Annotated in this window: 18 protein-coding genes and 2 tRNA genes; 13 read left to right on the top strand and 7 right to left on the bottom strand. The window is 63.5% G+C overall.

The window, feature by feature from the left end:
• Positions 1–109 precede the first annotated feature (109 nt).
• The 3 genes from RHODMAR_RS21650 to RHODMAR_RS21640 all read right to left on the bottom strand — a co-directional run bounded on the left by RHODMAR_RS21650 (position 110) and on the right by RHODMAR_RS21640 (position 2,685).
• On the bottom strand, positions 110–1,093 hold the full coding sequence (locus tag RHODMAR_RS21650; protein WP_008718827.1) for a ribose-phosphate diphosphokinase: 984 nt from the start codon (positions 1,091–1,093) through the stop codon (positions 110–112).
• Positions 1,090–2,562: a bifunctional UDP-N-acetylglucosamine diphosphorylase/glucosamine-1-phosphate N-acetyltransferase GlmU gene (glmU, locus tag RHODMAR_RS21645; RefSeq protein ID WP_008718824.1), complete on the bottom strand. Its 1,473-nt coding sequence runs from the start codon at positions 2,560–2,562 to the stop codon at positions 1,090–1,092. The genes RHODMAR_RS21650 and glmU overlap by 4 nt, the downstream gene beginning before the upstream one ends.
• Positions 2,563–2,614: 52 nt before the next feature.
• Positions 2,615–2,685, bottom strand: a tRNA-Gln gene (locus RHODMAR_RS21640).
• A gap of 290 nt (positions 2,686–2,975) precedes the next feature.
• Between RHODMAR_RS21640 and RHODMAR_RS21635 the strand changes: the two genes are divergently transcribed.
• Positions 2,976–3,614, top strand: a complete 639-nt coding sequence (locus tag RHODMAR_RS21635) for a TetR/AcrR family transcriptional regulator (protein ID WP_008718822.1) — start codon at positions 2,976–2,978, stop codon at positions 3,612–3,614.
• A 190-nt stretch (positions 3,615–3,804) separates the two neighbouring features.
• Positions 3,805–4,449 carry a ScbR family autoregulator-binding transcription factor gene (locus RHODMAR_RS21630; RefSeq protein ID WP_008718820.1) on the top strand — a complete coding sequence of 215 codons (645 nt, stop codon included), beginning with the start codon at positions 3,805–3,807 and terminating at the stop codon, positions 4,447–4,449.
• Here the strand turns inward: RHODMAR_RS21630 and RHODMAR_RS21625 are convergent, their stop codons facing one another.
• Positions 4,450–5,430 carry an alpha/beta fold hydrolase gene (locus RHODMAR_RS21625; RefSeq protein ID WP_008718818.1) on the bottom strand — a complete coding sequence of 327 codons (981 nt, stop codon included), beginning with the start codon at positions 5,428–5,430 and terminating at the stop codon, positions 4,450–4,452.
• 55 nt (positions 5,431–5,485) lie between these two features.
• Here RHODMAR_RS21625 and RHODMAR_RS21620 point away from each other — a divergent pair, with 55 nt between their 5' ends.
• From RHODMAR_RS21620 to RHODMAR_RS21610, 3 genes are all read left to right on the top strand, one after another.
• Complete coding sequence (locus tag RHODMAR_RS21620) at positions 5,486–6,055, top strand: TetR/AcrR family transcriptional regulator (protein ID WP_008718816.1); 570 nt, start codon at positions 5,486–5,488, stop codon at positions 6,053–6,055.
• Between the two features lie 206 nt (positions 6,056–6,261).
• A complete protein-coding gene (gene mfd / locus RHODMAR_RS21615) occupies positions 6,262–9,840 on the top strand; it encodes a transcription-repair coupling factor (protein WP_198289507.1) in 3,579 nt (1,192 codons plus the stop codon).
• A 2-nt stretch (positions 9,841–9,842) separates the two neighbouring features.
• A complete protein-coding gene (locus RHODMAR_RS21610; protein WP_008718812.1) occupies positions 9,843–10,757 on the top strand; it encodes a MazG family protein in 915 nt (304 codons plus the stop codon).
• A gap of 59 nt (positions 10,758–10,816) precedes the next feature.
• On the opposite strand, the gene efeB is transcribed toward RHODMAR_RS21610, so the two are convergent.
• From efeB to efeU, 3 genes are read right to left on the bottom strand one after another with little or no spacing between them, the layout of a single operon-like run.
• On the bottom strand, positions 10,817–12,064 hold the full coding sequence (gene efeB / locus RHODMAR_RS21605) for an iron uptake transporter deferrochelatase/peroxidase subunit (protein WP_008718809.1): 1,248 nt from the start codon (positions 12,062–12,064) through the stop codon (positions 10,817–10,819).
• Complete coding sequence (efeO, locus tag RHODMAR_RS21600) at positions 12,045–13,184, bottom strand: iron uptake system protein EfeO (RefSeq protein WP_008718807.1); 1,140 nt, start codon at positions 13,182–13,184, stop codon at positions 12,045–12,047. The genes efeB and efeO overlap by 20 nt, the downstream gene beginning before the upstream one ends.
• An 11-nt stretch (positions 13,185–13,195) precedes the next feature.
• A complete protein-coding gene (gene efeU, locus RHODMAR_RS21595) occupies positions 13,196–14,110 on the bottom strand; it encodes an iron uptake transporter permease EfeU (RefSeq protein ID WP_051048223.1) in 915 nt (304 codons plus the stop codon).
• 159 nt (positions 14,111–14,269) lie between these two features.
• Between efeU and RHODMAR_RS21590 the strand changes: the two genes are divergently transcribed.
• From RHODMAR_RS21590 to RHODMAR_RS21555, 8 genes are all read left to right on the top strand, one after another.
• A complete protein-coding gene (locus RHODMAR_RS21590; RefSeq protein WP_008718802.1) occupies positions 14,270–14,980 on the top strand; it encodes a lytic transglycosylase domain-containing protein in 711 nt (236 codons plus the stop codon).
• An 87-nt stretch (positions 14,981–15,067) separates the two neighbouring features.
• A complete protein-coding gene (gene eno / locus RHODMAR_RS21585; RefSeq protein WP_008718800.1) occupies positions 15,068–16,354 on the top strand; it encodes a phosphopyruvate hydratase in 1,287 nt (428 codons plus the stop codon).
• A 33-nt stretch (positions 16,355–16,387) separates the two neighbouring features.
• Positions 16,388–17,104 (top strand): FtsB family cell division protein, encoded by a 717-nt coding sequence (locus tag RHODMAR_RS21580; protein WP_157226166.1) that lies wholly within the window; start codon positions 16,388–16,390, stop codon positions 17,102–17,104.
• Positions 17,101–17,631, top strand: a complete 531-nt coding sequence (locus RHODMAR_RS21575; protein WP_008718796.1) for a DUF501 domain-containing protein — start codon at positions 17,101–17,103, stop codon at positions 17,629–17,631. The genes RHODMAR_RS21580 and RHODMAR_RS21575 overlap by 4 nt, the downstream gene beginning before the upstream one ends.
• The gene (locus RHODMAR_RS21570; RefSeq protein WP_008718794.1) at positions 17,628–18,572 is read left to right on the top strand and encodes a Ppx/GppA phosphatase family protein; all 945 of its coding nucleotides are present in this window, start codon (positions 17,628–17,630) and stop codon (positions 18,570–18,572) included. The genes RHODMAR_RS21575 and RHODMAR_RS21570 overlap by 4 nt, the downstream gene beginning before the upstream one ends.
• An 11-nt stretch (positions 18,573–18,583) precedes the next feature.
• Positions 18,584–18,657 (top strand) — tRNA-Leu (locus RHODMAR_RS21565).
• A 188-nt stretch (positions 18,658–18,845) separates the two neighbouring features.
• A complete protein-coding gene (locus RHODMAR_RS21560) occupies positions 18,846–20,033 on the top strand; it encodes an adenine-specific methyltransferase EcoRI family protein (protein WP_008718792.1) in 1,188 nt (395 codons plus the stop codon).
• A complete protein-coding gene (locus tag RHODMAR_RS21555; protein WP_008718790.1) occupies positions 20,030–21,202 on the top strand; it encodes a GmrSD restriction endonuclease domain-containing protein in 1,173 nt (390 codons plus the stop codon). The genes RHODMAR_RS21560 and RHODMAR_RS21555 overlap by 4 nt, the downstream gene beginning before the upstream one ends.
• The last annotated feature ends 14 nt before the right edge of the window (positions 21,203–21,216 follow it).

Below are 21,216 nucleotides of genomic sequence, written 5' to 3'. Positions count from 1 at the left end.
CGGAACGACCCAGTGGGCTAGGCGGAGCCGCGGGAGTGGAGCCTGCGGAACGACCCAGTGGGGCTAGGCGGAGCCGCGGGAGTGGAGCCTGCGGAACGACCCAATAGGGCTAGGCGGAGCCGTTGAAAAGGCTGGTGACCGAACCGTTTTCGAAGACCTCGCGGATGGTCCGGGCCAGTAGCGGAGCAATCGAGAGCTCGGTCAGCGTGTCGAAACGCTTCTCGTCGCTGATCGGCAGGGTGTTGGTGACGACGACTTCCTTGGCACCGCAGTTGGCGAGGCGCTCGGCGGCCGGGCTGGACAGAACGCCGTGGGTGGCGGCGATGACGACATCGCCTGCGCCTGCCTCCTTGAGTACCTTCACAGCTCCCGCGATGGTGCCGCCGGTGTCGATCATGTCGTCGATGAGGATGCAGGTACGGCCTTCGACCTCGCCGACGACGCGGTTGGACTTGACCTGGTTGGGCACCAGGGGATCACGCGTCTTGTGGATGAAGGCGAGCGGTGCGCCGCCGAACGAGTCGGCCCATTTCTCGGCGACGCGCACACGGCCGGAGTCGGGGGAGACGACGGTGATGTGCTCGAGGCTGTACTTGCCGCGGATGTGATCGGCGAGCTGGCTGTGCGCGTGCATATGGTCGACGGGGCCGTCGAAGAAGCCCTGGATCTGATCGGTGTGCAGGTCGACGGTGATGATGCGGTCGGCACCTGCGGTCTTGAGCAGATCCGCGACGAGGCGGGCGGAGATGGGCTCACGTCCGCGGTGCTTCTTGTCCTGGCGGGCGTACGGGTAGAACGGCAGGATCGCGGTGATGCGCTTGGCGGATCCACGCTTGAGCGCGTCGATCATGATGAGCTGTTCCATCAACCAGGTGTTGAGCGGGAACGGGTGCGACTGCAGAACGAATGCGTCCGATCCGCGGACCGACTCCTCGAAACGAACGAAGATCTCGCCGTTGGCGAAGTCACGAGCCGTCTGCGGGGTGATATCGATTCCGAGTTCCTTGGCGACCTGCTCGGCCAACTCCGGATGTGCTCGACCAGAAAACAACATCAGGTTCTTCTGGTTGTCGATCCAATTAGGGGTGGTCACTGCTGTTCGCCGTCCTTTTGTTCTTGCCGATCACGATCTACGAGCGCCGCTGCTCGAGCAGCTTCGGTTCCGGGCCTGTTGTCGATGACCCAGCCTTCGATATTGCGTTGCTTACCGCCGGAGACAGCCAGCGCGCCGGGCGGAACATCTTCCCGAATCACTGTTCCTGCGCCGGTGTAAGCGCCGTCGCCCACATGAACGGGAGCGACGAACGTCGAGTCGGAACCGGTCCGGACATGGGACCCGATTTCCGTGCGGCTCTTGTTGACGCCGTCGTAGTTGGCGAAGACGTTGGAGCAACCAATGTTGCTGTGGTCGCCGATCGTGGCGTCCCCGACGTAGGTGAGGTGCGGCACCTTGGTGTGCTTACCGATCGTCGAGTTCTTCGTTTCGACGTATGCGCCGAGCTTGCCGCCTTCACCGAGAACGGTGCCGGGGCGCAGATAGGTGAACGGTCCGACGGTCGCGTCCGGTCCGATGACGGCCTGTTCGGCGTGCGTGCGCACGACCGACGCGCGCTCGCCGATCTCGACGTCACGCAGCGTGGAATCCGGCCCGACGATCGCGTCGTCGGAGATGTGGGTCTTGCCGTGCAGCTGGACGCCGGGTTCGAGGCGGACGTCTGCACCGAGGGTGACGTCGATGTCGATCCAGGTGGTCGACGGGTCCACGACGGTGACGCCGGCCCGCATGTGCCGCTCGATGATGTGGCGATTGAGTACCGACGTGACGTGCGCCAACTGCACGCGATCGTTGACGCCCACCACCAGATCGGGATCGGCGAGTTGGGTGCCGTAGACGGCCTTGCCGTCGGACTTGCTGATCTTGACGACATCGGTCAGATACAGCTCGTGTTGGGCGTTGGCGGTGCTGAGTTTGCCCAGTGCGGTGCGCAGCGCCACCGCATCGAACGCATATACACCGGAGTTGACCTCGCCGATCAGCACCTGCGCGGGGGTGGCGTCCGCGTGTTCGACGATCTCGGCCACTTCACCGTCGTCGGTCCGAACGATGCGGCCGTAGCCGTTCGGGTCGTCAGGGAGAAAGGTCAGAACCGTTGCGGCCGCTGGCCGGGGAGCGCTCAGGTGCTCGTCGAGCAGAGCTTTGAGAGTGTGGCCGTCCAGCAGGGGGACGTCGGCTGCGGTGACGAGGATCGTGCCCTCGAAATCGTCCGGCAGCGCAGCCAAGCCGCATTGCACGGCATGCCCGGTGCCCAACTGGCGATCCTGGACGGCGGTGTGAATCGTCCGACCCAAGGTGGTCGCAAGATCGTGCACGGCAGTGGACACTCGTTCACGATCGTGCCCGACGACGGTCACCAGGTGGTCGGGACCGAGGTCGGCGGCGGCGTGGAGGGCGTGCGCGAGCATCGTGCGCCCGGCCAGAGGATGCAGAACCTTCGGAGTCTTCGACCGCATCCGGGTACCTGCACCCGCGGCGAGAACGACCACGGCGGTCTGCACAGGCATTGAGCTCCTCAGGCGGTACGCGACAAACGACATGCATGAATGGTGTTGCTCGCTCCGCCGCCAGGACTCGAACCTGAACTATCTGAACCAAAATCAGAGGTGCTGCCATTACACCACGGCGGATAATCGCCCCGTGGCATCGTCAGTGGCCTACGAATCGAACGACGCATTCGTGAAGCCGTTGCGCTCCCACCGAGCGCAACGATCCTCGCATGAGAGGTAGTGGTGAGTCGAACTGCGATAAAGAACAGACCACCTCGGTCGTTCCCGCAGGCTCCACTCCCGGCTGTCTGGGTCGTTCCCGCAGGCTCCACTCCCGGCTGATGAATGGGATGGATCGGGCATCGCTAAAGTGAGGGAGACGTCGATTCCGGCGTCTGGACATGCACGGTCGGCAACGGAAGCGGTTCTCCATGTCAGGCGCAGCCTCCGAGCAGGAACGCACACCCCGGGTTCGGATGACCGGCACTCAGCGGCGCGAGCAGTTGATCGAGGTCGGTCGGACTCTGTTCGCCGAACGCGGCTACGAGGCGGCGTCGGTAGAGGAGATCGCCGGCCGCGCCAACGTGTCCAAGCCGGTCGTCTACGAACACTTCGGCGGTAAGGAAGGCCTCTACGCCGTCATCGTCGATCGTGAGATGTCCACGCTCATGGGCATGATCACCAAGTCGCTCGACCTCAATCGCTCTCGAATCCGCGTCGAACGTGTCGCACTCGCGCTGCTGACCTACATCGAGGATCGGACCGACGGCTTTCGCATCCTGGTGCGCGATTCCCCGGCCTCTGCCGAGGACGGCAAGTACTCATCGCTTCTGAACGAAGCCATCGGACGCGTCGGACACATGCTTGCGGGAGACTTCTCGCGCCGCGGTCTCGATCCCGAGTTCGCGCCGATGTACGCCCAAGCCTTGGTCGGAATGGTGTCGATGACGGCGCAGTGGTGGCTGGACGTGCGCACTCCGTCGAAAGAAGTGGTTGCTGCGCACGTGGTCAACCTGTGCTGGAACGGGCTGACAAACCTGGAGGCGGACCCTCGATTGACCGAGTATTGAGTACCCGGTTTTCGTCTCTTCGCGGTGAAAGAGGGAGTATCGTCCCCTTTGTCGGCCATGAGGGCTGGGTCCCTCAGGGGGTAGCGCTCAATCGGACCGATGCATGTTGGAAAGAGACGTAAAGCCGCTCAGTGGTACCGTTCGGGCGTAATTTGCGCAGTGGCAGTACAGAATTGCGAAGGCGGATCCCATGGTCAGGCAGGCCCGCGCTGAAATAACCCGCGACACCGTGCTCGCTGGCGCAGCAAATGTATTCCTGCGCCTCGGATACGCGAACGCGAGTCTCAGTGAAATCATCTCTCAATCTCAGGTCACCAAGGGTGCTCTCTACTTCCATTTCGGTTCCAAGGAAGAGCTCGCACGCGCGGTGATCGATGAGGGCAACGCCCGTCTGACCACTGCGTGCTCGCAGTTCAACGACGGCCGCATCCCCGCACTCGAGGCAGCGATCGGCATCTCGTACATCGTGGTCGACCTGTCGGTCAGCGATCCCATGGTCTCGGCCATGCTCCGGTTGAGCCATCAGATCGGTGATTACCGGGGTACCGAGGGCAATGTCATGGCCGGATGGAGCGAGTCCTTCGACAGGCTCGCCGCCAAAGCCATCGCGCAGGGCGACATCGATCCCAACTCGGACTCGCGCACCATCGGTTCGCTCGTTCTCGAGATCCTGACCGGCGTGCACATGGTTGCGGTCGCGACCTCCACCACCGAGGAATTGCCCTCGCGCATGGAGCGCCTCTGGTACTACCTCCTGCCTGCGCTGGTGCCTACCAACAAATTGGACTACTTCCGCGAGTTCGCTGCGCGTCGAGTCATCCGCTTCGGTCCGTAACTACTGATATTTTCCCAGGAACTCCGCGATGTCGTCTCGGAGTCGATTCGGGTACTCGCCGTTGACCGCATGTGATGCGTCGGGATAGAGCCGCACGGATCCACCGCGAAGCGCCCTTTCTGCCGTGTCGACGGCTTCCCCGGCATCGTGCATCACGGATCTGCCTGCGATGACGGCCAGTACCGGCACATCCAGAGTTGCCAGACGCTCCTCGGTGATCCGCGTCGGCTGCGGCAGTTTCAGGGTGTAGCCCTGCATCCCGGCCTCGATCATGTCTGCAATGGGCACGTCCTGCACCTCTGCCCCGCCCGCAGTGTAGGAGTTGAAGCCGTCTCGCCAGGATTTGGGAAGCCACGGTACGGCTGCCGGTAGGGCGCGGATCGCGGTGCCCCACGGTATGTCGGCAAATACCTCGACCGGCTCGATCAGCGTCAGACTGGCGATGTGCGAGCTGTCGTGCAGGGCCAGATTCGTCGCCGTCCACCCGCCGATGGAGAGCCCGACCAGATGGACCTGGTCGGCAGGCAGGCCCGCGAGCATCTGATCGAGCCAGTTCGCCTGATCCTCGTCGCTGGAGATCGGTCGTTCTTGAATGCTTCGACCCGGTTCGCCGAGCAGATCGACGGTGTAGACGTCTCCGATCGTCAACAGGCCGGGCAGGTTGGCTGCCCACACCGGGGTGGCCGAGGACCGACCTGGCAGGAGCAACAGCGGGTGCGTCGAGGTGCCGGTGCCGGCGAATCGATATACGCGCACGACGCCGTAGTCGGTGCGTACGTCCAGCGTCTCCGCCGGACTGGGGAGGTCCTCGAACGCGCGGTCGTACGCGGCGAGAAATCGGTCCTCGCTCGCCGGGCTGTTCCAGTGCCCTACCGGTGATGGGGATCGGAGTGCGAAGGCAAGGGCAACCACGCCGACCACCACTGTGCAGGCAAGGATGCGCAGATATCGGCGCGTGGATTTCGGAGGCGAATCACTCATATGACATGTCCTAACCGATCGGTAAGTAATTCAACCGTACGGTAAGCTCGCGGTCGTGGCAACGAAGGAACCGAGCTTCATCGAACGCACCAGGCGCGCACAGTTGATCGACGTCACGATCGGCTCGGTCGCGGAGCACGGTTACGCGAAGGTCTCGCTCGCGCGCATCGCGGACAGTGCCGGAATCACCAAAGCGGCGGTGCTGTACCACTTTCGAACCAAGCACGCGGTGGTGGAGGCGGCGTATCGATTCGTTCTCGATGCTCTCGTCGCAGACGTCGCGGCCGCGGTCGGGGCGGTTCGGGCGCAGGACGGACCCCAGGCGTACGTGCGTGCGATGGTCGGTCATCTCCGCGCTCACCCTCGGCACACCCGCATGCTGATAGAGGCGCTGGGCAACTCTGCGCTCGGACACACCCCGGAGCAGCGGTGGCGGCCTCTGGCCGACATCATCGACGCGTCGGTCGGGGCTCGCGGCAGTCGGGGCGTCGATTCACGCACGCTCGCGATCATCACCGGCGGCGCGATCGACGCGATCGTCACCGAATGCATGCGAGACCCGGAGTACGACTCTGCCCGCGCCGCCGAATCCCTTACTGCGATGCTCGACGCCGCTTTGTCCTAGCTCCCGACTGCCGGGTTGTCGGTGTACTCCCATAGACTCGACGGTGACTGTGCGTGAGCAGCCATCGCCTCGACACGCTTGTAGGAGTATTGCTGTTGTCTTCCGATTCTCTGCCTGCCATATCTGCATCCGGGCCGGCCCCGATCGTTGCCGACGCGGCGCTCCAACTCTCGGGTCTGGCCAGCATCGCCCTGACGGATTCGTCGATGGTGGCCGTTGCCGACGCGATCGGAACCGCCGAGCACACTCTCATCGGCCCGCACTCGGTGCGCCCGTTCGTCGCTGCCGCAATCGCGCAGCACACCCAGTTGCTGATCGTCACCGCGACCGGACGTGAAGCCGACGATCTCACCAACGAACTCGGCCAGATCCTCGGCGGTGGTGTCGCGATGTTCCCGTCGTGGGAGACGCTTCCGCACGAACGTCTGTCGCCGAGCGCCGATACCGTCGGAAAACGTCTCGATGTGCTGCGCAGACTCGCTCGCCCCGGCGATACCGATTACGGCGACCCGCTGCGCGTCATCGTCACCACTGTGCGTTCGCTGGTTCAGCCGATGGCTCCCGGCCTCGGCGAGATCGAACCGGTGACCCTGAAGGTCGGACTCGACATCGACTTCGACGGTCTGATCCACCGACTCGTCGAATTCGGATACCTACGGGTGGATATGGTGGGCAAGCGCGGCGAGTTCGCCGTTCGCGGCGGCATCCTCGACCTCTTTTCACCGACGGCAGATCACCCGGTCCGCGTGGAGTTCTGGGGTGACGAAATCACCGAACTTCGCGCGTTCGCCGTCTCCGATCAGCGTTCGTTGCCCGATCACGAGGTGGACCTCGTCATCGCGCCGCCGTGTCGCGAGCTGCTCCTCACCCAGGAAGTGCGCGATCGGGCGGCGGTACTCGCTGCCGACAATGCCGGCGACACCGCCCTGGTGGAGATGCTCGACAAGCTCTCTGCCGGCGTCCCCGTCGAAGGCATGGAGGCGCTGCTGCCACTGCTGCAGCCGGGTGAGCTGCAGCTGCTCGCCGATACGCTCCCCGCCGGAGCGCACGTGCTGCTCTGTGATCCCGAGCGAATCCGCACGCGTGCAACCGATCTGGTGCGCACCGGCCAGGAATTCCTCGAAGCGTCCTGGACGGCAGCGTCGATCGGCGGAGCCGCACCGCTCGATACCTCGACCCTCGACACCTCCAGTCTCGAGGGCGCGTCGCTCGATCTCGGTGCCTCGGCGTACCGTTCGCTGCGACAGGTTCGCGAGTCGGCCCAGGTCCATGGTCGGCCCTGGTGGACCATCAGCCCATTGGCTTCCGGGAACGGCGAGGAAGTCGAACTCGCCGTCGATTCGGTGCCGGAGGTTCGGGGATCCGAAGAAGCCTTGACGGCCCTGTTCGCCACGCTGCGCGCACACATCGCAACGGGTGGCCGGGCGGTCATCTCCGTGGCAGGCGCAGGCACCGCCACGCGCATCATCGAACGCCTTGCCGAAGCCGAAGTTCCTGCAGCGCATCTCGATTCCGGTGCGGTCCCGGTCGCAGACGTCGTCAACGTGCTGTGTGGGTCGCTGCACGACGGTCTGGTGTTTCCCGATGCCCAACTCGTCGTCGTCACCGAGAGTGATCTGACCGGTAACCGCGTCGCTGCTGCAGGCGAGGGGCGCAAGCTCCCGGCCAAGCGACGTAATCAGGTCGATCCGCTCGCCCTCGTCGCCGGCGACAGCGTCGTGCACGATCAGCACGGCATCGGCCGATTCGTCGAGATGGTCGAGCGCACCATCGGCGGTGCCCGACGCGAATACCTCGTCGTGGAGTACGCACCCAGCAAGCGTGGCCATCCCGGAGACCGACTCTTCGTCCCGATGGACTCGCTCGATCAGCTCTCGCGCTACGTCGGCGGTGAGCTGCCGTCGCTCAGCAAGTTGGGCGGATCCGACTGGGCGAACACCAAACGTAAGGCGCGCAAGGCGGTTCGTGAGATCGCCGGAGAGCTCGTCCAGCTGTACGCCGCTCGCCAGGCAGCTCCGGGCCACGCGTTCGGTGCCGACACCCCGTGGCAGCTCGAGATGGAAGACGCGTTCGGATTCACCGAGACGGTCGATCAGATGACGGCCATCACCGACGTCAAGGCCGACATGGAGAAGGCGGTCCCGATGGACCGCGTCATTCTCGGCGACGTCGGATACGGCAAGACCGAGATCGCGGTTCGAGCAGCGTTCAAGGCTGTCCAGGACGGCAAGCAGGTAGCCGTACTGGTTCCGACAACTCTTCTGGCGCAACAGCATCTGCAGACGTTCACGGCCAGAATGGCCTCGTTCCCGGTCACGGTGAAGGGGCTCTCCCGCTTCACCCACGGCTCCGATTCCAAGCAGGTCATGGCCGGGCTGGCCGACGGCACCGTCGACATCGTCGTCGGCACGCACCGGTTGTTGCAGACCGGTGTGGCCTGGAAGGACCTCGGTCTGGTCATCGTCGACGAGGAACAGCGCTTCGGCGTCGAGCACAAGGAGCACATCAAGTCGCTCCGAACTCACGTCGACGTGCTGACGATGTCGGCGACGCCGATTCCGCGAACCCTCGAGATGAGCCTGGCCGGAATTCGTGAGTTGTCCACCATTCTCACCCCTCCCGAGGAGCGGCACCCGGTGCTGACGTACGTCGGCGCCTACAACGACAAGCAGGTTGCAGCCGCCATTCGGCGCGAGTTGCTGCGTGACGGTCAGGTGTTCTTCGTGCACAACCGGGTCAGCTCGATCGACAAGGCCGCCAAGAAGATTCGTGATCTGGTGCCCGAGGCGCGCGTCGCGACCGCACACGGTCAGATGAACGAGGAAACACTCGAACGCACCGTGCAGGGCTTCTGGGAGCGCGAGACCGACGTGCTGGTGTGCACCACCATCATCGAGACCGGTCTCGATATCTCCAACGCCAATACGCTGATCGTCGAGCGGTCCGATTCGCTCGGCCTGTCTCAGCTCCATCAGCTACGCGGCCGCGTGGGGCGCAGCCGCGAGCGCGGCTACGCGTACTTCCTCTACCCGCCGGAGAAGCCGCTCACCGAGACCGCCTACGACCGGTTGGCGACCATCTCGCAGAACTCCGATCTCGGTGCCGGTATGGCCGTGGCGATGAAGGACCTCGAAATCCGCGGTGCCGGAAACGTTCTGGGAGCCGAACAGTCCGGCCATGTGGCGGGCGTCGGATTCGACCTGTACGTGCGACTCGTGGGTGAGGCGGTCGAGGCATACCGTGCGGCTGCCGACGGCAAGCCCATCACCACCGACGAGGCTCCCAAGGAAGTGCGTATCGACCTTCCCGTCGACGCCAACATTCCACCCGACTACGTCACCAGCGATCGGCTGCGGCTCGAGGGCTACCGAAAGCTGGCTGCTGCGGCCGACTCCGCCGGAATCGATGCCGTCATCGACGAACTCGTCGATCGATACGGTCCTCTGCCCGAGGAGGTGGGCCGCCTGGTTTCCGTCGCGAAACTGCGGCTGATCGCCAAGGAATACGGCTTGACCGATGTCAACGTTGCCGGAACTCAGGTGAAGCTGGCTCCGATGGAGTTGCCCGACTCCAAGCAGATTCGCCTCAAGCGGCTGTACCCGAGCGCCACGTACCGGGCGACGACGGGAGTGGTGCAGTTGCCGCTGCCGCGCGTCGAAGGCGGCGGTGTGGGCGCGGCGCGCGTACGCGACGTCGAATTGGTGCAGTTCATTGCCGACCTCATCCTATCCTTGGACGGGAAGCCATCTCGGTCGGTCTTGTTGGAGCAAACAGTGGGGGTGTAGCGGTGACGATAGTTCTGCTCGACCCTGTTCGTCCTACCCAGGTGCCGGTCGACGCCATCGAATTCCTCGGCGAGCCCGTGGAATTCACCGAAGAAGTGCCGGTGCGAGTGCGGTGGCTGTTCTCGGGCACCGCCGCGCCCGACGCCGTCGACCCAGTCCTGGTCAGCACTGATCCGGCCAATCGCGACGTCCGGAACCGGATCGCGAGCGGCGAACGCGTCATCGCCGCCGACAAACTTCCCGGTGACGACCTCATCGCGGCAGTGAACTTGATGGACCGGCTGCGCACCCTCGGCGGATGGGAAGCACAGCAGACCCACGAATCGCTGCGCGGCTACCTGCTGGAAGAAACGTACGAACTGCTCGACGCCATCGCCGCAGGCAATCTGAACGATCTACGCGAAGAACTCGGAGACCTGTTGCTGCAGGTGCTCTTTCACTCCAGAATTGCGCAGGACGCAGACGAGAACGCCTTCGATGTGGACGACGTCGCTGCGGGACTCGTCGCCAAGTTGACCCACCGCAGCCCGCACCTCGGTCGACAGGATGCAGGTCCCATCGACATCGCCGAACAAGAGCGAGCCTGGGAAGAGAAGAAGGCGTCGGAGAAGGCGCGAGGATCCTGCCTCGACGGCATTGCGCTGTCCCAGCCGTCACTCGCCCTGGCACAGAAAGTGATCGGACGAGCCACCAAGGCGGGACTGCCCGACGAACTCGTTCCCGACGGCCTCCGCGTCGTGCACATCGGTGTCGATCACTCGCACGGTGGCGACAGCGTCGAGGACGTGCTGCGGCGTCGGGTGCTGGATTTCGCCTCGCTAATCCGGAACGCCGAAGCCTCGGCCCGCAACGTCGGCATCGCACCGGGGGAGATGTCTGCACTCGACTGGATCGAGCACTGGGGTCTGCGCGGCTGATCGCACTCCACCCGGACTGGGGGAGGGGTGGGCGCGGGTGGGGATGGGGGTGAACAGGTCTACTCGAACAGCGTCGAACCCCAGTACTCGGATTCTCCGAGACCGGGTGGGCAGGCGAACACCGCAGATCCCACGTGTTGGATGTATTCGTTCAGTGCGTCCTTGCGGGAGAGCGCGAGTTGCATCGGAACGAATTGGGTCAGTGGGTCGCGGCAGTAGGCGATGAAGAACAGTCCGGCGTCGAGGTGGCCGAAGCCGTCGGATCCGTCGGTGAAGTTGTACCCCCGGCGCAGGATCTGGATCCCGCCGAGTTCTTCCTTCGACGCCAGGCGCACGTGGGCGTTCTTGTCGATGAAGGTGCCTTCGGGTCCTTGAGACTGAAAGTCGAGTGCGTCGAATTCGTCCTTCTGACCCAGTGGTGCGCCGGTTCCCTTGCTGCGCCCGATCACTCGCTCTTGCTCTTTGAGCGTGGTGCGGTCCCAGGACTCGATCAACATTCGGATTCGACGCGCCACGAGGTACGAGCCGCCGGCCATCCATTCCTGATCGTCCTCAGCAGCGACCCACACGTTGTCGTCGAGCAGCGTCGGGTCCTCGGCTTTGAGGTTGGCCGTTCCGTCCTTGAAGCCGAACAGGTTTCGCGGGGTGGCCTGAGTGGTGGAGGTGGACGAGGTTCTGCCGAATCCGAGTTGCGACCACTTCACCGAGACGGTGCCGAATCCGACGCGGGCGAGGTTACGGATCGCGTGCACGGCAACCTGCGGGTCGTCGGCGCAGGCCTGGATGCAGAGGTCGCCGCCGGAGCGGCGGGGGTCGAGATTGTCCGCCGGAAAATGCTGTAGATCGGCAAGAGAGGCAGGTCTTTTCGATGCCAGGTCGAAGCGATCGAACAGGCTGGGACCGAAGCCGATCGTGAACGTCAACGACGACGCCGTCAGACCCAGAGCTTCGCCGGTGTCCGACGGCGGGTTGTACTCGCCGCTGTCTACTGCCCCGCCGTCGAACGTCTCCTCGCCTTTGGTGAGACGTTCGGCCATCAGGGTCCACTTCTTCAGCAGCGCAACGAAATCGTCCTGCGAGTCGGTGGTGACGTCGAACGCGACGAAGTGCATGCGGTCCTGCGCCGGGGTGACGATGCCGGCCTGATGGTCTCCGCGAAAGTCGACGACGTCCGAAGGCACCTCGGCACCGGACGCCGTCGCGTGTCCGGCGAGCGCCCCGGCTCCGACGAGTGCCGCACCGGTCCCGACGGCGCCGAAGAGGCGTCGCCGGGAGATGCGTCCAGTCTTACTGTCCGGCAACGACACCCTGCACCTGACTCACTTCGGCGGACACCGCATCGATTTTGTTCGACAGTTCCTGGCGCTGAGGTTCGGTCACCGTGTCGTAGAAGACGAACCCGTCGCCGCTGCGGTACTTGGCGAGCTCTGCGTCGAGTTCTGCGAACCGCGCATCGATGGCGGTACCGAGCTCGGCGTTGCGCTCGTCGAGGATCGGACGGACTGCGGCGACGGCCGCCTGCGAGCCGTCGACGTTGGCCTGGAAGTCCCACAGATCGGTGTGCGAGAAGAAGTCTTCTTCACCGCTGATCTTGGTCTTGGCCACCTCGTCGAGCAATCCCTGTGCGCCACCGGCCACCTGGATCGGGTCGATGGTGAAGTCCTCGTCCTTGATCTTGTCGGCGAGCTCGGAGATGTCGGCCTGCAACTGATCTGCCATCGCGTCGGTGTCGGGCTGCAGTCCCTGCGTCCACAGGTCTTTCTCGATGCGGTGGAATCCGGTCCATTCCGCACCGGGCTCCACGTCCGGCTCGCGCAGGTCGATGCGCGGATCGAGATCGTCCGGGAAGCTCTCGGCGACGGGCTCGATGCGCTCGTAATAGCTACGCGCAATGGGGAACTGGGCCTTCGCTGCGGCCACGTCCCCGTTCTTGACTGCGGTCACGAACGACGCCGTCGTGTCCTGCAACGCGTCGATCTGGCTGACGACGTAGCGCTTGTAGCCGGCGGCCGCCTCGGTGAGGAGACCGTCCTCGTCGGCGTTGCGGACCGAATCGCCGGTGACGACGAAGTCTGCTCGGATGCCGTCGCCCACCATGCCTGCCTTGCAGGCGGTCTTGTACGTGCCGGGGTCGGGCAGAGCGACGATGAGCTGACGCGTCAGGCCCGGCCCGATGTTTTCCACCTCGCCCATGACGCGGTCGCCCTCGCCGTAGACGTAGAACTCGGTGACCTTGGTGCCGTTGTTGGTGATCTGGAACGTCGAGTTTCCGGTGGTGCCCTCGGATGCGCTGATGTCGCAGGAGGAGTCGGTCGTGGTGACGGCGATGTCGCCGGCCGCGGCGTCGGCGGAGGACTTCTCGGTGCAGCCGGCCAGAGCCATCGGCAGAACCGCGGCCGCGGCCAGGGCGTAGGTGGAACGACGCATGGTGTTGCCTTTCAGGAGTTCTGAAGTACACGCTCGGCAGCCGCGGGAACGCGGACCGGGCGGAGGAAGAGGTAGAGCACGACGACGATGTACAGAACCCACGCGATCGCTTGAAAGACCGTGGGTTCGGGGCGGAAGTTGAAGATGCCGCCGAGCACGGTGCCGTACCAGCTCGACGCGTCGAAGTGAGCGGTGATGTCGAAGGCAACCGCGCTGCCGCCGGGGAGCACTCCGCCGATCTGCAGTGCGCGGATGCCGTAGGCGAGGATTCCGGCGGCGACGACGATGAGGAAGATGCCGGTGTACTTGAAGAACACCGCGAAATTGATGCGCACGGCACCGAAATACAGGAACACCGTCAGCACGGCGGCCACGACGATGCCGAGCAGAAGTCCGAGAAGTGGCCACAGGCTGCCGTTGGTGTTCTCGGCGTAGCCGACCATGAGCAGGGCGGTTTCGACGCCTTCGCGGCCGACCGCGAAGAAGGAGAGCGTCAGCACTGCGGCGGGTCCGACGGTCAGTGCTTTCGCCATACCCGCGCGCAATTCGCCGGAGATGTTCTTCGCGGCGGTGCGCATCCAGAGCACCATTGCCGTCACGATGATCACCGCGACGAGCGATGCCGCACCCGCGATGATCTCGGCGGTGAGGCCGGTGACCGTGGATGTGCCGTAGTGGATCACGAAGAAGATGGCAGCCACCGTGGCGACGGCGAGACCGACGCCGAGCCACACCCACTTGAGCGCGTCGCGTCGGTCGGATTTGACGAGGAACGCGACGAGGATCATCACCACGATGCCGGTTTCGAGACCCTCACGCAGACCGATCAAGCCACTGCCGAACATCTGGGTGGCAATCGACGGCGCCGATCCTGCGGCGGCGAAAACGGCTGTGGACACGGGCGGTGCTCCTGGTACGTCGAACATTGGTACGCCTTGCCTCCCATAGGGTAGGCGACCCTCATCAGTGAAGGCTGCCCAAACATACACCCTGAGGTGTGGGGCCGAAGCACTTCGAACGTTGCTTTTATCGGTCTTTAGCTTTCTATTACCTAGAATGTGCAGGATGGTGAGGTGATCTCACGAATGTGCGTGCTTGCCGCAGCCTCACTCCTGCTCGTCCTCACGGCGTGCGGCACCGGCGAACCCAAGCGTGAGATTCCCGAAGGCATCCCGCCGGGGCCGGGCACTGCAGTCCCGGCCATCGACTTCAACGCGCCCGGCCGGACGGCCGATCTGCTTCTCGCCTGGGCCGAACCGCAGACCGACGCGCTGGGCATCTCGGTGACCGCTCTCGCGTCGTACGGTCACGCGGCCGCGATCATGGCCGAGACGGATGTGGACTGCGGAATCGCGTGGACGACTCTCGCAGGCATCGGATATATCGAGAGTCGGCACGGTACGTACCAGGGTTCGTCCGTGGCACCCGACGGTCTCGTCGCACCGCCGATCCGCGGCATCCCGCTCGACGGCGGGCCGGGCGTCGCCGAAATTCCGGACACCGACGGAGGCATCATGGACGGTGACACCGAGTTCGACCGGGCCATGGGCCCGATGCAGTTCATCCCGGAGACATGGAAGAAATGGGGAGTCGACGCCAACGGTGATGGCAAGGCCGATCCCGACAACATCGACGACGCGGCCCTGACCGCAGCGCGATATCTGTGCGCGCGTGGCGGTGATCTTCGAACCGCGCAGGGCTGGGAGGCAGGGTTGATGGCCTACAACCTGTCCGGTCGGTACCTGCGTGATGTGCGGGACGGGGCTGCCGCGTACTCGGTGGGCACCAGGCCCTAGAACTCCATGCATCGCGGGCATGACATGTGAGCGGCTAGTCTTGCATCCGGCACAGTCCGCCGGTCCCCGTTACTAGGAGAAGCATTCGTGGCCATCATTGAGCAGGTCGGAGCTCGCGAGATCCTCGATTCCCGTGGCAACCCCACGGTTGAGGTCGAGGTCGCATTGGACGACGGGACGTTGACCCGCGCAGCCGTCCCCTCCGGCGCATCCACCGGTGAGCACGAGGCCGTCGAGCTTCGTGACGGCGGAGACCGCTACGGCGGCAAGGGCGTCGAGAAGGCCGTGAACGCGGTGCTCGACGAGATCGCGCCCGCGGTCATCGGCCTCGACGCCATCGAGCAGCGCACGGTCGACCAGGCTCTGCTGGATCTCGACGGCACTCCCGACAAGTCTCGCCTCGGCGCGAACTCCCTGCTGGGTGTTTCGCTCGCTGTCGCCAAGGCTGCGGCCGAGTCCACCGGTCTGGAGCTCTTCCGCTACCTCGGCGGCCCGAACGCACACATTCTTCCCGTGCCGATGATGAACATCATCAACGGCGGCGCACACGCCGATAGTGGCGTCGACGTGCAGGAATTCATGATCGCGCCGATCGGTGCGCCCACGTTCAAGGAGTCGCTGCGCTGGGGCGCAGAGGTCTACCACGCGCTCAAGTCCGTGCTCAAGGCCAAGGGCCTGTCCACCGGACTCGGCGACGAGGGCGGCTTCGCTCCCGATCTCGCCGGCACCAAGGCAGCTCTCGACCTGATCCTCGAGGCCATCGGCAAGACCGGCCTGAAGCCCGGCCAGGACGTCGCCCTCGCGCTCGACGTGGCAGCAACCGAGTTCTACACCGCGGGCACCGGCTACGCCTTCGAGCGTGAGACCAAGTCCGCCGAGCAGATGTCGGCCTTTTACGGCGAGCTCGTCGACGCCTACCCGCTGGTCTCCATCGAGGATCCGCTCGACGAGAACGACTGGGACGGCTGGGTTGCACTCACCGAGTCGATCGGCGACAAGGTTCAGCTCGTCGGCGACGACCTGTTCGTCACCAACCCCGAGCGTCTCGAAGACGGCATCGTCAAGGGTGCGGCCAACGCGCTGCTGGTCAAGGTCAACCAGATCGGCACGCTGACCGAGACCCTCGACGCCGTCGATCTGGCGCACCGCAACGGTTACAAGACGATGATGAGCCACCGGTCCGGCGAGACGGAGGACACCACCATCGCTGACCTGGCAGTTGCTGTCGGCAGCGGCCAGATCAAGACCGGTGCCCCGGCTCGAAGCGAGCGCGTCGCGAAGTACAACCAGTTGCTGCGTATCGAAGAAGCTCTGGGCGACGCGGCGCGTTACGCCGGCGAGTTGTCTTTCCCCCGGTTCAATTACGAGGGATAGCGAACAGGCACGTATGGCACGAAGCGGAGAGTGATGATGGCACGGCGAGGACGTTCCGGGACCAGTCCAGGTGGACGTGATCCCCGACCCCGTGGCCGTTCGTCCTCTTCCAATCGGTCCAAGGCCGGGGGTGTTTCTCGAGACGAGAACGCCTCCGGCCGTCCGGCTACCCCGCCGGAGACGTCCGAGCAGGTCCGCGACGCCGTGGTCGGCGGCAAGCCCGCTCCCCGGCGCGTCGGGATTCGTAGGCCGACGATGCCCGAGCGGACCTTCCTCGGTCTGTCCACCGGGCGTGCTGTCATTCTCGGCGTCGTGGTGTGTGCGCTGGCGTTGACGTTGGCGGTACCGCTGCGGACGTACTTCACTCAACGCAGTGAGCTCGAGTCCGTGTTGGCCGAGCGGCAGGCGTTGCAGAACGACGTGGACGACCTGCAGACCCAGAAATCTCAGCTCGACGAGCCGTCCCGCATTGCGGCCGACGCGCGTGAACGCCTGCGCTTCGTCATGCCGGGGGAGACGCCGTATCAGGTGCAGTTGCCCGGTGACTACGGAAAGGCCCCGGAGCCACTCGCGACCGAGAACGATCCGATCGGGCCCTGGTACACCGATTTGTGGAACACCGCGGTGCAGCCGCAGAGGTCGGACGAGCCCACGGAGCCGACCTCCGCGCCGATGCCCGTCGTACAGCCAGAACCCGCGCCGCCGGCCGTGCCGCCGGTGCCAGAACAAGAAGGAGGACCCGTCGGGTGAATTCCTCGGCAGTCTCGCAGGAAGACCTCGATGCGGTCGCATCGCAGCTCGGACGTGAACCGCGTGGCGTACTCGAGATCGCGTACCGATCTCCGGACGGCAGGCCGGGCGTGGTGAAAACCGCCCCCAAGCTGCCCGACGGTACCCCTTTTCCCACCCTGTTCTACTTGACGGACCCGAGGCTGACGGCCGAGGCGAGCCGTCAGGAATCGGCCGGAGTGATGCGGGAGATGACCGAACGTCTGGGCACCGATCCAGAATTGGCTGCCGGCTACCTGCGTGCCCATCATTCGTATCTGGCCGAGCGCGACGAGATCGAATCTCTCGGAACCGATTTCACCGGCGGCGGCATGCCCGATCGCGTCAAGTGCTTGCACGTGTTGATCGCGCACTCGTTGGCCAAGGGGCCGGGCGTCAACCCCCTGGGTGACGAGTCGGTCGCGTTGGCGGCTGAGAACTCGTTGCGCGGCAAAGCTATTCCGGCCGATTGGCCCACCATCGAAGAACTACGTGCGGAGAAGCTATGACCCGGGTTGCAGCAATCGATTGCGGCACCAACTCGATCCGTCTGCTGGTGGCGGACAACAACGGCAAGTCCCTGGCGGACGTTGCTCGCGAGATGCGGATCGTGCGGCTCGGCCAGGGCGTGGACGCAACCGGAGCATTCGTGCCCGAGGCGATCGAGCGCACCCGGGTGGCGTTGGTCGAATATGCGGAGATCATTCGCAAGACTGGGGCGACAGCAGTACGGATGGTCGCCACCTCGGCCACCCGGGACGCATCCAATCGGGAGGACTTCTTCTCGATGGTGCGCGAGGTCCTCGGCAAGGTCATCCCCGGTGCCGAGGCCGAGGTGATCACTGGAGACGAGGAAGCGCGGCTATCCTTTGCTGGTGCTGTCGGTGAACTCGATGCTGCCGCTGGGCCTTTCGTCGTCGTCGACCTGGGCGGCGGTTCCACCGAACTCGTACTGGGCGACGCCAAGGGCGTGAAGTCGGCATTCTCGGCGAACATCGGTTGTGTGCGCCTGACGGAGCGGTTCCTGCATTCCGATCCGCCCACCGCGGACGAAATCAACGGTGCGCGTGAGTATGCCCGCGAGAAGTTGGCGGAGGCCTTCGAGGAAGTATCGATCGGCGACGCGTCGAGCTGGGTGGGAGTGGCCGGCACGATGACGACCATCGCTGCCATCGCCAAGGACCTGCCCGAGTACGACGCCGATGCGGTGCACCTGTCGCGTGTGCCCTTCGATCAGCTCTTCGAGGTGTGTGAGCGACTCATCGGGATGACCCACACGCAGCGAAGTGCGTTGGGCCCCATGCATCCCGGACGGGTCGACGTCATCGGCGGCGGAGCAATTGTGTGCAGCGTCTTGGCCGAGGAATTCGAGCGACGCGGCGCCGTAAGCTCGTTGACGGTCAGTGAGCACGACATCCTCGACGGCATCGCGATGTCGATCAAGATCTGATCTGCAGTACGGCCCCTATAGCCCAATTGGCAGAGGCAGCGGACTTAAAATCCGCACAGTGTCGGTTCGAGTCCGACTGGGGGCACGATGTCTCCGCAGCTAGGGAGCCTACCGAACCTGCCTCAGGCGGAAGGTAGCCCCTTCCGGGCCGTGAAAAGGCCGTGACGTGCGATTTGGCCGCTGCGGCATGTCAGGACCGGGTGGTGGCGTTTGAGTTTTTGTCGGCGCGATGGCATAGCATGGAGCGAACAAGCGAGCCGACTAGGAGAGAGCATGACTACACCGGTAGCAGCGAACAGTCTCCTCGTGGCCGCTAAGTCGGCGAAGAAGGATGAGTTCTACACACAGTGGGTCGATATCGAGCGCGAGATAAACGCCTATCTGGAGTACGACCCAGACGTCTTCCGCGATCAGGTCGTCCTGCTTCCGTGCGATGACCCCGAGTACTCAAACTTCACAAAGTTCTTTGCGCTCAACTTCGCGGACTTGGGGCTTAAGAAACTCATTTCCACGTCGTACGCACCCGACAGCAACCCAGCAGGTGAGTTCCTCCAACCGACGCTCTTCGAGGTCGAGGATCCGAAGTTCGACGCGGCCAAGACACGGGTGCTGGGAAAGAAATTCGTGCTTGAACGGAAGGACGTCAACGGGGATGGTGTCGTCAATATCCACGATCTCCAATGGGAGTACCTAAAAGGTGACGGTGACTTCCGAAGTCGGGAGGTCACGGCATTGCGAGATGAGGCAGACATCGTAATTACAAATCCGCCGTTCAGCCTTTTTCGCGGTTTTCTTGCTTGGCTAGTCGACGGCGATGTCAAATTCTCTGTAATCGGCAACATGAACGCCATCACCTACAATGATGTGTTCCCCCTCTTCAAGTCGAACCAGGCATGGTACGGGCCGAGCATTTCCAGCGGAGACCGCGAGTTCGGTATACCCAGTCATTATCCGCTCGACGCCGTTGGGGCGCGTGTGGATGAGAATGGCCGGAAGTTTGTCCGAATCAAGGGTGTCCGGTGGTTTACGAATATAGACCATGGGCGTCGTCACGAACCACTCCAGTTAATGTCCAAAGCCGACAACTTGCGGTTTAACAAAAAGCTAATAAAAGCCCTGGCGGGTGCAGTGGACTACCTGAAATACGATACCTACGACGCAATAGAGATCCCTTTTACTAGTGCGATTCCGAGTGACTATGAAGGTGTGATGGGCGTCCCGATTACTTTTCTCGACCGGTACAACCCCGAGCAGTTCGAGATTCTATTCAACACCGAAGACATGGCTCAGACGGAAGCCCATGGAGTCGAGCCCCTCGGCGAAAAGCGGGTTGCTGACTATTATGCTGCGGGAGGTACCGCTGCGAATAGTCCGGGGCGTCGCAAGCTTTTCCTCTACCATCCCCGGCCGTACGTTCCCTTCAAGCGCATTGCGATTCGGCACCGAACGGCTCAGTCGTGAAAACCGTACTAAAGGAATACTCAGTTGAGGAGATCGTTCAGGGTTTCGTTTATAACGATTTGGAAGGAAAGGGCCTCTTCGGTTTAGCTGGAAAGTTGGTGGTCCAGCCCGAGTATCAGCGGAGCTATATCTATAATGACGGCAAAAAAGACGTTGCCGTGATCGCTTCGTTGCTTAAGGGATATCCGCTCGGATTGATTTACTTCAACGTCGATGACGTTAACGATCAGCTTGAAGTGCTCGATGGTCAGCAGCGCATCACCAGTATTGGGCGGTTTATCACCGGGAAGTTTGCAATCAAGTTGGATGGCAACGAGCAGTCGTTCTCGTCATTGTCTCCTGAGGACCAGTCGTTGCTGAAGGCGAGCAAGCTGCTGGTGTACGAGTGCAAAGGTACCGAGAAAGAGATCAAAGAGTGGTTCCAAACAGTCAACATTGCGGGTGTCCCGCTGACCAGGCAAGAACTGTTGAACTCGATCTATTCTGGGCCATTCGTCACCAAGGCGAAGGCTGAGTTCTCGAATAGCCAAAACGCCAACATGCAAAAGTGGTCGAGTTACATCAAGGGCGATCCGAAGCGGCAGGAAGTGTTGGCCGAGGCCCTGAACTGGGTCGCATCGGCTCAGGGCAAGACCGTGGATTCCTACCTCGCCCAGCATCGTCAAGAATCGGATATCGCTGAGCTGAAGGTGTACTTCACGTCGGTCATCGACTGGATCGGCAGCGTTTTCATTCGGTCGCCTGACCGCGAGATGCGAGGTTTGGAATGGGGGGAGTGGTACGAGACCTACCACCCCAAGCCGTACAACTCTGTTGAGATCGACGCCGAAGTCAACGCTCTACGCGCCGATCCTGCGGTGCAGAACAATAAGGGAATTTACGAATACTTATTGGGCGGCAAGTTGGATCCGCAGCTGCTTTCGATCAGGCTGTTCGACGACCGTACGAAGGTTGCGGCCTACACACAGCAGACGCAAGCCGCCAAAGCGGCGGGAATCTCGAACTGCGCGCTGTGCGCGTCTGGTGCCGGTGCCAACAGGACCCGCCCATATCTGCCGAAGGAGATGGAGGCCGACCACGTGACGGCTTGGTCGAATGGTGGAAACACCGATCTCGACAACTGTGAGATGCTCTGCGTCACCCACAACCGAGCGAAGGGCAACCGTTAAGGTTCAACTGCGCT

The organism is Rhodococcus sp. AW25M09, from assembly GCF_000333955.1.
GTDB lineage: Bacteria > Actinomycetota > Actinomycetes > Mycobacteriales > Mycobacteriaceae > Rhodococcoides.
The sequence above is the reverse complement of the archived record's forward strand: the minus strand, read 5'-3'. Positions and strand labels throughout refer to the sequence as shown.

What these genes read in the sequence shown, in the direction of transcription:
- mfd (WP_198289507.1), top strand. Translation starts at nt 6,262, where the DNA reads ATGGTGGCCGTTGCCGACGCGATCGGAACCGCCGAGCACACTCTCATC.
- RHODMAR_RS21570 (WP_008718794.1), top strand. Translation starts at nt 17,628, where the DNA reads ATGACCCGGGTTGCAGCAATCGATTGCGGCACCAACTCGATCCGTCTG.
- RHODMAR_RS21635 (WP_008718822.1), top strand. Translation starts at nt 2,976, where the DNA reads ATGTCAGGCGCAGCCTCCGAGCAGGAACGCACACCCCGGGTTCGGATG.
- efeU (WP_051048223.1), bottom strand. Translation starts at nt 14,110, where the DNA reads ATGTTCGACGTACCAGGAGCACCGCCCGTGTCCACAGCCGTTTTCGCC.
- glmU (WP_008718824.1), bottom strand. Translation starts at nt 2,562, where the DNA reads ATGCCTGTGCAGACCGCCGTGGTCGTTCTCGCCGCGGGTGCAGGTACC.
- efeO (WP_008718807.1), bottom strand. Translation starts at nt 13,184, where the DNA reads ATGCGTCGTTCCACCTACGCCCTGGCCGCGGCCGCGGTTCTGCCGATG.
- RHODMAR_RS21560 (WP_008718792.1), top strand. Translation starts at nt 18,846, where the DNA reads ATGACTACACCGGTAGCAGCGAACAGTCTCCTCGTGGCCGCTAAGTCG.
- RHODMAR_RS21625 (WP_008718818.1), bottom strand. Translation starts at nt 5,430, where the DNA reads ATGAGTGATTCGCCTCCGAAATCCACGCGCCGATATCTGCGCATCCTT.
- RHODMAR_RS21630 (WP_008718820.1), top strand. Translation starts at nt 3,805, where the DNA reads ATGGTCAGGCAGGCCCGCGCTGAAATAACCCGCGACACCGTGCTCGCT.
- RHODMAR_RS21580 (WP_157226166.1), top strand. Translation starts at nt 16,388, where the DNA reads ATGATGGCACGGCGAGGACGTTCCGGGACCAGTCCAGGTGGACGTGAT.
- RHODMAR_RS21590 (WP_008718802.1), top strand. Translation starts at nt 14,270, where the DNA reads ATGTGCGTGCTTGCCGCAGCCTCACTCCTGCTCGTCCTCACGGCGTGC.